General features: G+C 67.9%; 9 protein-coding genes and 1 pseudogene. 7 read left to right on the plus strand and 3 right to left on the minus strand.

The annotated features are described in order from the left end of the window. Nucleotides 1-410: 410 nt before the first annotated feature. Nucleotides 411-848: a VOC family protein gene (locus OG370_RS35400; RefSeq protein ID WP_328471571.1), complete on the plus strand. Its 438-nt coding sequence runs from the start codon at nucleotides 411-413 to the stop codon at nucleotides 846-848. 115 nt (nucleotides 849-963) lie between these two features. Here the strand turns inward: OG370_RS35400 and OG370_RS35405 are convergent, their stop codons facing one another. After that, nucleotides 964-1,527 (minus strand): hypothetical protein, encoded by a 564-nt coding sequence (locus OG370_RS35405; RefSeq protein WP_328471573.1) that lies wholly within the window; start codon nucleotides 1,525-1,527, stop codon nucleotides 964-966. Between the two features lie 21 nt (nucleotides 1,528-1,548). Here OG370_RS35405 and OG370_RS35410 point away from each other — a divergent pair, with 21 nt between their 5' ends. Next, a complete protein-coding gene (locus OG370_RS35410) occupies nucleotides 1,549-1,989 on the plus strand; it encodes an alpha-L-arabinofuranosidase C-terminal domain-containing protein (RefSeq protein WP_328471574.1) in 441 nt (146 codons plus the stop codon). On the opposite strand, the gene OG370_RS35415 is transcribed toward OG370_RS35410, so the two are convergent. Further along, nucleotides 1,982-3,466: an endo-1,4-beta-xylanase gene (locus tag OG370_RS35415; protein WP_328471576.1), complete on the minus strand. Its 1,485-nt coding sequence runs from the start codon at nucleotides 3,464-3,466 to the stop codon at nucleotides 1,982-1,984. The genes OG370_RS35410 and OG370_RS35415 overlap by 8 nt on opposite strands. A 1,224-nt stretch (nucleotides 3,467-4,690) precedes the next feature. Between OG370_RS35415 and OG370_RS35420 the strand changes: the two genes are divergently transcribed. The 3 genes from OG370_RS35420 to OG370_RS35430 all read left to right on the plus strand — a co-directional run bounded on the left by OG370_RS35420 (nucleotide 4,691) and on the right by OG370_RS35430 (nucleotide 9,598). Then, nucleotides 4,691-6,076: an arabinofuranosidase catalytic domain-containing protein gene (locus tag OG370_RS35420; protein ID WP_328471578.1), complete on the plus strand. Its 1,386-nt coding sequence runs from the start codon at nucleotides 4,691-4,693 to the stop codon at nucleotides 6,074-6,076. Nucleotides 6,077-6,374: 298 nt separating this feature from the next. After that, on the plus strand, nucleotides 6,375-8,045 hold the full coding sequence (locus OG370_RS35425) for a glycoside hydrolase family 27 protein (RefSeq protein ID WP_328471580.1): 1,671 nt from the start codon (nucleotides 6,375-6,377) through the stop codon (nucleotides 8,043-8,045). 83 nt (nucleotides 8,046-8,128) lie between these two features. Next, the gene (locus OG370_RS35430) at nucleotides 8,129-9,598 is read left to right on the plus strand and encodes a ricin-type beta-trefoil lectin domain protein (RefSeq protein ID WP_328471582.1); all 1,470 of its coding nucleotides are present in this window, start codon (nucleotides 8,129-8,131) and stop codon (nucleotides 9,596-9,598) included. Nucleotides 9,599-9,668: 70 nt separating this feature from the next. Here OG370_RS35430 and OG370_RS35435 read toward each other — a convergent pair. Continuing rightward, nucleotides 9,669-9,881: pseudogene (locus tag OG370_RS35435) on the minus strand (ricin-type beta-trefoil lectin domain protein); the annotation flags it as partial. 113 nt (nucleotides 9,882-9,994) lie between these two features. On the opposite strand from OG370_RS35435, the gene OG370_RS35440 reads away from it, so the two are divergent. Both OG370_RS35440 and OG370_RS35445 read left to right on the plus strand, forming a co-directional pair. Next, the gene (locus tag OG370_RS35440) at nucleotides 9,995-11,359 is read left to right on the plus strand and encodes a serine hydrolase domain-containing protein (protein ID WP_328471584.1); all 1,365 of its coding nucleotides are present in this window, start codon (nucleotides 9,995-9,997) and stop codon (nucleotides 11,357-11,359) included. 37 nt (nucleotides 11,360-11,396) lie between these two features. Beyond that, nucleotides 11,397-12,983, plus strand: coding sequence for an amylo-alpha-1,6-glucosidase (locus OG370_RS35445; protein ID WP_443060918.1), 1,587 nt, complete (start codon nucleotides 11,397-11,399; stop codon nucleotides 12,981-12,983). Nucleotides 12,984-13,705 lie beyond the last annotated feature (722 nt).

Genomic DNA, 13,705 nt, shown 5'->3' on the forward strand with positions numbered 1-13,705 from the left:
CGCGCCGGAGTCCGAATACGGCGTGCCCGAGGTGGCTGGTATCGGGCCTGATCTGTCGGGCGGCCCCATCCCGCTGGCCACTGTGACTGTTGTTGGTGGGTCGTGGGGAGGGGCCGGCTCTTCCTGCACCCCGCCCGCAGACGGTCAAGAGTCGGACCGACAGCGGCGGACGCACGACGATCGCGGCCTGAGGAGCCGCCCGCCGAGCGAAGCCATGACGGCACGGTCGTGATCGTGGGTGGGAAGACGTGCCGCCCGATCGGGTGGGTCAATGCGGTGTTGGCGCGGGTGTCTCGGCCTTTGGGGAGTAGGCGGATAGGTTGAGCGAGACCGGCCGCTGAAGGCGGTGCCTGCGGGGCCGAATCTCCAAACTTCGCAATCCTGTAGCACCAGGGAGTGAAAGCACCGGCATGGACGTTCTGTTCATCACGAGCGTGGCAGTGGTCGTGGCCGACCCGCCGCTGAGTCGCAAGCTGTTCATCGAGACTCTTGGCCTGCCCCTGGAGGGGGAAGACAACGTCTACTACTCCAGCGGGAGCGTCCCCGGGAGCAAGCACTTCGGTCTGTGGCCCCTCTCACAGGCAGCCGAGGCATGTTTCGGCACGGCCCAGTGGCCCACCGATCGGGTGGCCCCGCAGGCATCGATCGAGTTTGAGGTGGCAAACGCGGAAGCCGTCACAGCCGCCGGTGCCGAGCTTCAGCGCGCGGGCTTCGAGCTGGTGCACCAGGCCCGCACCGAGCCATGGGGCCAGACGGTGGCCAGACTTCTCACGGCGGACGGCTTAATCGTCGGGATCTCCTACGCCCCTTCCTTGCACGACTTGCAGGACGATCAGCGTCCCGGGTGAGCCTGGCCGGAGACCGGTGAAGGCGACGTCGGGGGAGCAGGGGGTGGGGAGGGGGGAGAGTGGCGCGGCTGGCGGGCGACCCCGACCGCACTGTCTTTGGTCAGCGCGGTGACGATCAGCTTGCCGGCGTGGAAGCGGGCTCAAAGGCTCTCATCGACGTACTGGTGCGGGACCGAGTAGCGGACCGATTCGACAAGATCGTGGAGTCCTCGTCGGCCCGGCGGATCTCGCCGAACGCGGTCGTGAGTGGCGGCTCGGGCACCGAATGCAGCCCGACCGTTCCTCGGCCAGCAACTCGGCCGAGATACGGTGGTTCCGGCCGTCTACGCAACTCGGCCATGAAGCCCTCGCAGGCCTCTTGGAGTTCCGTGAAGTCGCCGTGGTCGGGGAGGCGGTCGACCGCGGTGCGGGCCGGGTACCGCATCGCGATCCGAACCATCGTTGCGGTCGCCGCCCTCCGGAACGGCGGGAACCGTCGTACGACCTTGCCGTAGAGGATCAGTACGAACCGTGGCGCGTGTGGCTGGACGACCAGTTCGCACTGCTGCTGTCCCGGAAGGCCGATGAGCGGCGCGCGGCTCGTCGGGGCGGTCGGCGCCTCATGGGGACCTCGAACCGCCCTGCTCGTCGGCGGCCTTGCCGCGGCGGCGTCCGGAGCCGACGCGCCGTTCTCGATCACGAGCCGACTCGACTCGGGCGAGTGATCTGCCCCCTGGTCCAGGCGCCGACGTACCGGACCGCGCGTCACTGCGAGGTGGCCGTCGTCGACACCAGGACGACCGCCGACGAGGACCGGTCGGCGGTCGTCCTGGTCAACCGCGATCCGGCGGAGGCCGCGCAGGTCGATGTCGACGTGCGCGACCTCGGCTCGTCGCGCATCGTCGAGGCGGTCACGCTCACCGACTCCGACGTGTACGCGAAGAACACGTTGTACGAGCAGTTCCGGGTGTCCCCGTCCGCGAACACCAGCGCGACGCTCGGCGGCGGCGTGCTCACCATCGAGCTGCCCACGGCTGTCGTGGACAGCCATCAGCCTCAGTTGAGAGCCGGCTGCGGTAGCCGGGGCGCCGTTCTGCGGGTTCGGCTCGGAGGGCCCGGCGGATGTTGGTCCGCCGGGCCCTGGTCGGGTTGGGTCAGCTGAGGTTCCACTGCTGGTTGGTCTGGCCGTTGCAGGTCCACAGTTCGGCGAGGGCGCCGTTGGTGGTGGAGGCGCCGGTGACGTCGAGGCAGAGTCCGGATTGGGTGCCGGTGATCGTGCCGTTGGAGTTGAGTGTCCACTGCTGGTTGGCGCCGCCGTTGCAGGGCCAGGTCTCGACCTTGGTGCCGTTGGTGGTCTGGTTGTCGTAGGCGTCCAGGCACATCTGGGCGCCTCCGGTGGTCACCGTGAGCTGGTTGGCGGAGGTGTGGGTCCAGCTCTGGTTGGCCTGGCCGCTGCAGTCCCAGATCTGCACCTGGGTCCCCGCTGTTGTCGAGGAGTTCGGCACGTCCAGGCACTTGCCCGCACCCACCGCGTGCAACGCACCCGTAGCACCGCTGCCGCCGCCGGACGAGGATCCGCCCAGTGCCGTCACCGTGGAGTCGTAGGCCGGTTTCGGCTGGAAGTTGCGGTCGTACATGGTCGCGGCGCCCCAGCCGGGGAAGGTGCCGTCGATCCAGGAGTTGGCGTCGTCCACGCCCCACTGCGATATGCCGACGCAGCGCGAGACCGCGAGGCAGTCCTTGGCGACGTTGCTGTAGTCGGCGGCCTGCTGTTGGAGGTTTGCGGTGGAGGCCGGCAACTGGATGCGGTCGTCGAGTTCGGTCACGGCGACGTCCAGGCCGAGGCTTGCGAAGCGTTGCATGTTGGCCTGGAAGTCGGAGGGCACCTGCCCGACGATGAAGTGGCTTTCGAAGCCGATGCCGCCCAGGGGCACTCCTTGGGCGAGCAGGCTCTTGGCCAGGTTGTACATGGCGTTGCTCTTGGCGTTCTCTCCTTCGATGCCGTAGTCGTTGATGTAGAGCCGGGCGTTCGGGTCTGCCGCGTGGGCGGTGCGCAGGGCCTCGGCGAAGTAGTTCGAGCCCATGGCCTGGTAGAAGACGTCGTTGACGAAGGAACCGTCGCCGTTGAAGGGCTCGTTGACCACGTCCCAGGCGTAGATCTGCCCCTTGTAGTGGTTGACCTCGGTGGTGATGTGGGCGTCCATGGCACTCTGCACCTGGTTGGTCGGCAGACTGCTGACCCAGGAGGGCAGCTGTGACTGCCACACCAGGTTGTGGCCTCGGACTCGCATGCCGTGGGACTTGGCGTACGAGGCGATCTGGTCGCCGGGTCCGAAGTTGTACTGGCCGTTGCCCGGTTCCGTGGTGTCCCACTTCATCTCGTTGCCAGGGGTGAGGGCGTCGAACTGGGCGTTCGCGATGGCGGTCTCGTTCCCGTTGGCCAGGTCCGAGGTCGTCAGAGCGGTGCCGTAGTAGCGACCTTGGGCCTCGGCGAGGGTGTGCAGTGACGTGGCCGCCTGTGCTGAGCCCGCGGTGCCCAGTGCGAGGACGGGTGTACCTGCTGCGACGACGGCCAGGCCCGTGGCGAGGATCCCGAGCCGGGGACGCCGTAAACGGAGCAGGCGAGATTTCAGGGTCATGTGACCTCCAGCAGTGAAATGACAGCGACTACCTGCGAGGTACGCGCAACCGCTAGGAGGGGCGATCTCATGCGCGCGGAGTGGAGGAGCGACGAACATCCCCGACGGGCATGTTCCGCCCTCGCACGAATGACCCGATCCGGCAATCGGGAGGGGCCGACAAGGGCCGCGACGAGTCAGGTAAACAGAAAGCGTCGGTGGCGTCAATGACATGGACCGCAATCACGCCATGGGACAGGCGACCGGCTCGACCGCAACGCGCTTCCGTGTGAAAAGGGTTGACAGTGGGTTCCGGCGAGGTGGATGCTCCCGCCGTCGGATTCGAGGCAGCTCGCTTCCGCAGACCGGCATCTGCGGCAGATTTGTTAACGCTCACACCCTTGGCCTCGCCCCCCACGACCAGGAGACATGAGTGAACACGCGTAGAAGGCGACCCCGTTGCGGGGCAAGATTCCCGGCCCGCGCGCCGGCCCGGCGAAAGATCGTCCTCAGTAGTCTTTTCGGACCTTCCGCCCTTTCGGCTGGGCGCCGGCGGGTTCCTCCCCACATCCGTCCGTGATCACGGCCGTCGCACCGAACGGTGGCCTCCGTCTGGTGGCCGTGACGGTCGGCGGCCGCGGCTGACCCGGGGCGCACGAAAGGCCGGACGGGGCGAAGCGTCCTCCCGAGGAGGGCGTTCGCCTCGCGCGCGGCGATTGTCCGGATCTGCCGTCGCCGGGATCTGTCAATGACGGGCGCGCGAACCCCGGATGCTGCCGATGCGGACGCGGATCGCGGCCAGGACCGGCCCGGTGGCTTCGCGGAGGTGCCGCTCCGATTCCCGTGTCGCCACGTTTCGGAGCCCGCCGTTTCCTCTTCGGCGCAGGCTCCGGGAGGGTTCCGGTTTCACGCACGCGCCGTACCCCAAACGTCCGGACTGTTCGGTGAATCGGACATGCCACGGGCCGGTTCATCTCCGAAATCCAGAAAGGAGCATCCCGGCTTGCTGGGAGAAAGAAATACGTTAGCGCTCACATTCGAAGAGGGGATTCCATGGGAACTACATCCGTGAGAGGCCTGCCGGGTCGACTGCTCATCGCAGTTCGCCGCCGCGTCAGGCCACTCGATGCCGACGTCCCGGTGCTCGCCAGTCCGCCGGAACGCTCGTCGTCCCGAAGGATCACCCTCCTGGCCCGCACGGCAGTTGCAGCTGTCCTCGTGGTCGGTGGGTTGATCGGGGCCGGGATGTCGTCGGGTACGGCGCAGGCGGCTACTCCCGGGCCGTGCGACATCTATGCCAGTGGTGGTACGCCGTGCGTGGCGGCGCACAGCACGACCCGGGCGTTGTACTCGTCGTACAACGGCTCGCTGTACCAGGTCAGGCGCGCCTCGGACAATGCGACCCAGAACATCGGGCTGCTCAGTGCCGGCGGGTACGCCAACGCCGCGGCGCAGGACTCCTTCTGCGCCGGCACCACCTGCGTCATCACCGTGGTCTACGACCAGTCCGGACGAGGAAACGACCTCACCCAGGCGCCCGCGGGCGGCGCGGCCGGCGGTCCGGACAACCTGGCCGACGCCACCGCCGCACCCACCACCGTCGCCGGCCACAAAGCCTACGGCGTGTTCGTCGCCCCCGGCACCGGCTACCGCAACAACCACACCAACGGCATCGCCACCGGCGACAACCCCGAGGGCATGTACGCCGTCTTCGACGGCACCCACTACAACGGCGGTTGCTGCTTCGACTACGGCAATGCCGAGACCAACAGCAACGACGACGGCAACGGCACCATGGAGGCCATCTACTTCGGCAACATCAAGGTCTGGGGCTACGGCTCCGGCAACGGCCCCTGGATCATGGCCGACCTCGAAAACGGCCTCTTCTCCGGCGTCAACCAGCACCTCAACTCCGGCGACCCCACCATCAACTACCGCTACACCACCGCCATCATCAAAGGCGGCGCCAACCAGTGGGCCATCCGCGGCGGCAACGCCCAATCCGGGAACCTGTCCACCTTCTACAGCGGCCCACGCCCCAACGTCTCCGGCTACAACCCGATGAAGAAGCAAGGCGCCATCATCCTCGGCACCGGCGGCGACAACAGCAAGGGAGCCCAAGGCACCTTCTACGAAGGCGTCATGACCAGCGGTTATCCTTCCGACGCCACCGAGAACAGCGTCCAGGCCAACATCACCGCCCAGGGCTACGGCAACGGGGGCGGGAGTACCGGTGCTACGGGTGCGTTGCACGCGGTGGGTGCGGGCAAGTGCCTGGACGTGCCGAACTCCTCGACAACAGCGGGGACCCAGGTGCAGATCTGGGACTGCAGCGGCCAGGCCAACCAGAGCTGGACCCACACCTCCGCCAACCAGCTCACGGTGACCACCGGAGGCGCCCAGATGTGCCTGGACGCCTACGACAACCAGACCACCAACGGCACCAAGGTCGAGACCTGGCCCTGCAACGGCGGCGCCAACCAGCAGTGGACACTCAACTCCAACGGCACGATCACCGGCACCCAATCCGGACTCTGCCTCGACGTCACCGGCGCCTCCACCACCAACGGCGCCCTCGCCGAACTGTGGACCTGCAACGGCCAGACCAACCAGCAGTGGAACCTCAGCTGACCCAACCCGACCAGGGCCCGGCCAGTGACCGGCCCGCCGTGACGACGGGCCGCCGCGCAACACCCGCACCTGTGCGGTCATGAAGGCAGTGTCTCTGTGGATCGGGACGACCGGTCCACAGAGACACTGCTTCGCACCCACCGACCGGCCATCCCGCCCCGTAGCGCCAGGCGCTTCGACACTCGCTCGGCCAGCACGAGAACGCCCCGCACCTTCGGCGGCATGCCATGGGCGAGCCGGCCGGCTCCCGCGCTGAGAAGGCGCGCAATCCATCCCTCCACCCGGAAGGTCGAGAAACATGGGCATCGCACACCCCCGGACCAGGCGGTCGTCTCCACGACCGTCCCTGCGCAAGGCGGTGGCGTTCACGCTGTCGGCGCTGCTCCTCGCCACGGCCGCGCCCCTGGTCACGCTCGCCACGGCCGCGCCCGCGTCCGCGCTCGACAACGGCCAGGCGAAGACGCCGCAGATGGGCTTCAACGACTGGAACGCCTATGGCTGCAACGTCTCCGAGTCGCTGATCAAGTCCACTGCCCTCGCGATGCACACCGACGGGATGCAGGCCGCGGGATACACGTATGTCAACATCGACGACTGCTGGATGACCCATTCGCGGGACGCGAGCGGGAATCTCGTTCCGGACCCGACGAAGTTTCCCGACGGGATCAGCGGCACCGCCGACTACGTCCATTCGCTGGGCTTGAAACTGGGCATCTACGAGGACGCGGGCCTGCAGACCTGCGCCGGCTTTCCCGGCAGTCTCGGGCATGAGACCGGTGATGCCCGGTCGTTCGCGTCCTGGGGAGTCGACTACCTGAAGTACGACAACTGCTACGCGGGTCCGGGCTGTGCGCAGAGCACCTGCTCCAACGGCAACGAGACCTCTGCGCAGACCCGGTACACCACCATGCGTGACGCCCTGGCCTCGACCGGTCGGCCGATCCTGTTCAGCCTCTGCAACTGGGGCCAGGAGAACGTGTGGACCTGGGGTGCCGGCATCGGCAACAGTTGGCGCACCACGGGTGACATCGGCGCCAGCTTCTCCAGCATGCTGTCCATCTTTCACAGCAACGCACAGCTGGCCCCGTACGCGGGGCCCGGCCGCTGGAACGACCCGGACATGCTCGAAGTCGGCAACGGATCGATGAGTTCGACCGAGAGTCGCTCGGAGTTCAGCTTGTGGTCGGAGATGGCGGCGCCGCTGGTCGCTGGCACCAATATCGTCTCCGCTACCGCGGACACGCTGTCCACGCTGACCAACGCCCGTGTGATCGCGGTCGATCAGGACTCGCTGGGCAAGCAGGGCACGTTGGTGTCCTCCGCCGGTGGTCTGGACGTGATGGCCAAGCCGTTGGCCAACGGAGACGTCTCCGTGGCGCTGTTCAACGAGACGGGGTCGACCGCGACGATCAGCACCACCGCGGCCGTGATCGGGAAGAGCGGGGCGTCGAGTTACGCCCTCACCGATCTGTGGTCCGGAGCCACCTCGAGCACCACGGGCGCCATCAGTGCTTCGGTCCCCGCCCACGGCACGGTCATGTACCGCGTCGTCGGGGGAAGCGCCGGCGGGACGAGCGCGGGCGCCATACGTGCGGTGGGTGCGGGCAAGTGCTTGGACGTTCCGAACTCGACCACCTCGGCGGGCACTCAGCTGGAGATCTGGGACTGCAACGGCCAGGCCAACCAGAAGTGGACCCACACCTCCGCCAACCAGCTCACGGTAACCACTGGAGGTGTCCAGATGTGCCTGGACGCCTACGACAACCAGACCACCAACGGCACCAAGGTCGAGATCTGGAACTGCAACGGAGGGGCCAACCAGCAGTGGAGGGTCAACTCGAACGGCACGATCACCAGCGTCCAGTCGGGTCTGTGCCTCGACGTCACCGGGGCGTCCACCGCTGACGGCGCCCTTGCGGACCTGTGGACGTGCAACGGGCAGAGCAACCAGCAGTGGACCCTCAGCTGAAGCGCCGCTGCGACGTCCGGCCCACACGCACGAAGCAGCAACGCCTTTGCCGGTCAACCCCCATACACCGCAAGGAGACCGCAGTGATCAGCAGGACCACGCGCATGACCGCCGGCATGGCAACCGGCGCCCTGATGGCGGCCGGGTTGCTGGCGAGCGGAGCCGCGGCGCACGCTGCTCCGGCGACTGCCGCCGCGTCCACCAGCCAGTTCCACGGCGTGAACTGGGCCGACCCGGACGACAACTTCATCACAGGCCCGAACGTGCCCGTCGGCCTTTCGACCTCGGAGAGCTACGCGACGGCCTACACGAAGTCCACGGCCATCCTCAAGGGCTTCCAGAACCTCGGGGCCAACACCGTCCGGATGGGATTCAACGCGGCGACCACCTCCGGGACCTGGTGGAACACCTACACCGCGGCCCTGGACGCCGCCACCGCGTTGGGCATGAACGTCATCGTCGCCCCCTGGTTGCAAGGCGGCAAGGTCAGTGACAGCGCGTCCTTCTACCAGATGTGGGACACGATGATCAACAAGTACGGCGGCCACGGCAACTTCTACTTCGACATCATGAACGAGCCGTACGGGTACAACGCCACCGATCTGACCAACTTCGAGGCGGCCTGGCTCGCGCGCTACCCCAATCTCCCCCGCGGCCACGTGATCGTGCCTGGACTGTACTCCGACGGAAACCTGTGTGCCGTCGGCGCCGACTCACGCCTGTCGGGCACGCTGCTGTCGATCCACATCTACGGCATGTTCGGCGACTCGCACACCACCGAGGCCGCATGGGTCAGCGATTTCACCGGCAACCTGTGCGGACACGCCGACCGCGCCGTGCTGACCGAGTTCGGCGTCCCCATGAACACCGGCGTCAACTACAACGGACCCAAAGACGGCAACAACGACCTGTCGTACCTGTACGCCATCACGGACACGGTGCGCAGTATGGGCATCGGCTCCGTCCTGTGGACGGGCGTCAAGGGTGCGACCCAGAGTCAGGGCCCCGGGCCCTGTGAGAACGCCTCGTGCGCCATCACCACCCTGAACGGCAGCGGCACCAACCTCTCGGTGAGCGTCACCAACCAGTCCGGCCTGGACCGCCTTCAGTGGGGGTGGGGCACCGGCACCAACCCGGGCGGCAACGGTGGTGGAGGAGGCGGCGGCAACAGCGGAGTGCTGCGTGGCACCGGTTCCAACCGCTGCCTCGACGTCCCCAACGCCAGCACGGCCAATGGTGTGCAGGCCGACATCTGGGACTGCAACGGCGGCACCAACCAGTCGTGGACCCTCAACTCGTCCCAGGAACTGGTCGTGTACGGGAACAAGTGTCTGGACGCCTCGGGCCGGGGCGGCGCCGCCGGCACACCGGTGATCGTCTACGACTGCAACGGCGGCACCAACCAGCAGTGGAGCCTCGACGCCGACGGCAGCGTGACCAACGTGCAGTCCGGCCTGTGCCTGGACGTGACCGGTGCCTCCACGGCCAACGGCGCGTTGGTGGAACTGTGGAACTGCAACGGCGGCAGCAACCAGAAGTGGGCCCGGCAGTAGTGCCACGGTGACGCTCGGGGAGGGCCGACCTCGGCCCTCCCCGAGCCGGAGAGTATCGGTGTCTTCGAGATCAGCACACGGTCCACCGCTGGTTGGAACCGCCGTTGCAGGCCCACAGCTCGACCAGGGCGCCGTTGGCCGTGGAGGCCCCCGTCACGTCGAGGCACAGTCCGGACTGGACTCCGCTGATGGTGCCGTCGGAGTTGACGTTCCACTGCTGGTCGGCTGCGCCGTTGCAGGCCCAGGTTTCGACCTTGGTTCCGTTGGCGGTCTGGTTGTCATAAGTCGCTGTTGTCGTTCCGAACTTGAGGGCGGCGTTTTGCCTGGTCAGGCATAGGGACGGTGGCCCGGTGGGAGGTGTGGTCTGTCGGGTTGTCGCTCGCTGGGGAGGCTTGGATGCCGTCGGTTGTCGGACTGCTGGAACAGCACGAGTTGGCTGCTCGCCGTCGTGTCGACGGGTTGCGGGAGGAAGCCGATCGGATCCAGGCCGAGCTGGCTGCGGCTGAGTCGGAATGGCAGCAATGGACGGTTGCCCGCAGGCGGGTCGACGCTGTCCTGGCCCCCGGCGCCGGCACCACCGGGACGGAGGTCACCTCGGTCCCGGTGGACGCGGATCTGCCGTCGCCGCCCGGGGATGGGGTCAAGCCGAGGTCGCAGGTGCCGATGTGGCGTGAAGGCCTTGCCCGGTCGGTGCTGTCGGTGGACTACCAACGGATCGTGCAGGTCCTCGCGGACCGGTCCCGGCTCCCAGAGAACTCCGCTGCGGGACAGGATCGCCCGGAGCTGCAGAAGGCCATCCAGGAGATCGTCGATTCCGGTCTCGCCGGGGTTTCGCTGCGCGTGAACGATGAGCGGGGCGAGTGGGTCGGCAGTGCCGGGGTGGCCGAGCTGGGCGAGGCTGCCAAGCCGCCGGTCAACGGGTACGTCCGGATCGGCAGCAACACCAAGACCTTCACCGCGACCCTGGTGCTGCAACTGGTGGCCGAAGGCAAGATCGAACTGGACACCGCGGCGGCCGACTACCTGCCCGAGTTCGGCCTTGACCGGCGGATAACGGTGCGGATGCTGTTGCAGCACACCAGCGGGGTGTTCAACTTCACCGGCGAGTACTTCGAGGATCGGCAGGACGGGATCGGCGGAGCGGCGGCGGGCGACCTCGCCCTGCAGGTGCTCCAGCGGGCGGCCGTAGCGGTGTTCGACCAGGCGGCGGGTGTGGAAAGCAGTGGTGGGCATGGGCATTTTCCTTCGTTCAGGTCAGCGGGAGCGGGTCGGGTACGTGGGACCGGCGGGGCCGGCAGGAGGTGGCTGTGCCGGGGGCGAGGGGAGGACATTCGGGGTGCTGCGGCTGAGGGCGGCGGTGATGCGCGGGTCCTGGGCGCATCCTGCGCGGAAGGCCGCCTCCCCGGAGCTGGTAAGGGACAGCTGCTGACCGAAGTTCAGCGACGTGCTCTCTTCCCGCTCGATCCAGCCCCGCTCCTGCATCGCCTCTACCGTCGTGTGGGCAATCCGCGCACCCGAGCCGGTCTCCACCCGCAGCCCCGACCCCCACGCGCGTTCTTTCAGCAGCACTGCGCCGTGCTTGATCCCCTCCAGCGCCAGCAGCTCCTCGCGCGTGGGCAGCGGATCGACAGTCAGGTCCGAACCGGCCGCCGCCTGAGCCGGGTTGGCGTCACCGCGGGCGTCGGCCTCGGGGCCGGTACCGGTTGCGGCTGCTGCGTCATCGGCGGCCCGCAGGGCTTCCTGGCCCAGCGCGGTCAATGACAGGAGTTGTCCATGGGTGGGCGTCGCGGTTGTGTCGATGTCGAGCAGGCCGTCGGTGATCATCCGCTCGACGGTCTGCGCCCAGATCGGGATGAGGATGCCGGTGCCGGAGAGGGGGAGGCCCCCCCTTCGGCTCAGCGGCGAGGGGCTGGATCTCGGCATCACCCCGGCGGACAGTCGCCTGACGTCGTTCAGCGGCACCTACCTCTATCGCGATCCCGTCGACGGTTCGCTCCAGTTCACCTCGTACGAGACGGGCCGCCGCTACCGGATCACCCCGCTGGCCGGTGCGAGCTTGCGCGTCTCGGGCAGCGAAGGACTCGCTGCCGCCCCCCGTCGGCTCACCCTCACCGGCCCAGGCCGGTGGGAGGCGGCCATTGAGGAGATCGACAGCGCCCGACCGACGTACACCCCGGCGGGCGACTTCGCGCACACGGTCACCCGAGCCGAGACCGCCTTCCATGAATTCGCGCACGCGGTCACCGGCCGGCGTGAGGACCGGGCTCCGACCGCGGAGTTGGCCGCATACGTGCTGTGGTCGGCAACGGTGCGCCCGGCCGGTTTCGTCGGCCGGCCCGCCGTGCTGATGTCCAAGCACTGGATGGACAAGGTCTGGAGCTGGGACCACTGCTTCAACGCTCTCGCCGTGGCCCCGGGAGTTCCCCAGCTCGCCTGGCACCAGTTCCAGCTCCCCTTCGACCACCAGGACGAGAGCGGCGCCCTGCCCGACTCCGTAACCCACTCCGAGATCCTGTACAACTTCGTCAAGCCGCCGATCCACGGTTGGGCGCTGCGCAGGCTGAGGGAGCGGCTGCCCAGCCCGGTGCCGGCGGACGATCTCGGCGACACCTACCGCCGTCTGTGCCGGTGGACCGACTTCTGGCTCACCGCCCGCCGCGCACCGGGGGAGGCGCTGCCCCATTACCAGCACGGCAACGACAGCGGCTGGGACAACGCCACGACGTTCGATTCCCGCAGAGTCCTGGTGACTGCTGATCTGGCGTCGTTCCTGATCCTTCAACTCCACGAACTGTCCCGTATGGCCGACGAGCTGGGCCGTACGGAGGACGCAGCCCGGCACACGCGCGGGGCGAAGACCATGATGGACGCACTGTTCGACCAACTGTGGGCGGACGGAAGGTTCCACGCCCGCTCGCCGCACACCGGCCGCCTCTCGCGCAGCCGCAGCCTCCTCGACCTGATGCCCATCGCGCTGGGAGAACTGCTGCCGAAGGACGTCAGCGAGCAGCTGGCCCAGCAGGTGACCTCTCATCTCACGCCCCACGGACTGGCCACCGAGCACACCGACTCCCCGCATTACGAGGCGGATGGCTACTGGCGTGGGCCGATCTGGGCGCCTTCGACCGTTCTGATCGAGGACGGTCTGCGCCGAGCCGGGCACAGCGAACTGGCGGACGAGATCAGCGGCGGATTCCGCGCCCTGTGCGAGAGGTCGGGCTTCGCCGAGAACTTCGACGCGATCACCGGCCAGGGGCTGCGCGACCGTACCTACACCTGGACCGCGAGTTCCTACCTGCTCCTGGCCGACGACCACGGCCGGCGGCCCCGAGCCGCGCAGCGCCCCGACTGCGACGAGCGGAGGCAGAACGTCGAGGAGAGGTAGTTGGGCGCAGCATCTTGACGCCATATCAGTGAACGCTAACAATCTAGGTGCGTTGGGCGCGGCTCGACGAAGCCGCAATTCGTCCCGCGTGGCCGCCCTGACAGATGACGCGACTGGGAGGCGACTCGTCCATCCACAGGTCGTGCTGGGGTGCTGATGTGGTGCGTTCTTTGTTCCGTGTGTAGCCCGACAAGAGGAAAGCTGCCCCGTGACCAATGTGAGCGCTCATGGATTGACGCAGTCCTGGGAACAGGATGCTCATCCAGGTCCGCGGCGTCCGCGTGGAGGAAGCCTGGCCGGGGCAGGCCGACAGGCGACTGGAGCAGCAGTCGTCGGTACTCCACACGCTGTGCGGGCACGGTATCCCCGGGACATGAGTTCCAGGCGCTGGACGGTTCGGCCTTCGCCCGCGCGCCCACACTCCGGTCCAACGACCTCGCCGTGCCGGCTGCGACCCGGACCGGGCCGCCGCCCGGTGTTCCGTCGCACGGCCCCATCGAGTTCCGCCCCCCAGGTGCCGAATCAGACGGGGCGGATACGGGCCGGCGCTCGCGCAGGCCCGACCCCCCTCCGGTACCTCCCGAAGGGGAGCAACCGCACGCCGGCGCCCTACGCCGGTACGTAGCAGGGCATGCCCACTTCGATGACGCTCCGGCTGCCCTCGTTCCCCCCGTGGCATGACCACCCGCGGCCGGGTCGAGGACGCGCCCCGAGAGCACGCG

This window comes from Streptomyces sp. NBC_00448 (assembly GCF_036014115.1).
Taxonomy (GTDB): Bacteria; Actinomycetota; Actinomycetes; order Streptomycetales; family Streptomycetaceae; genus Actinacidiphila.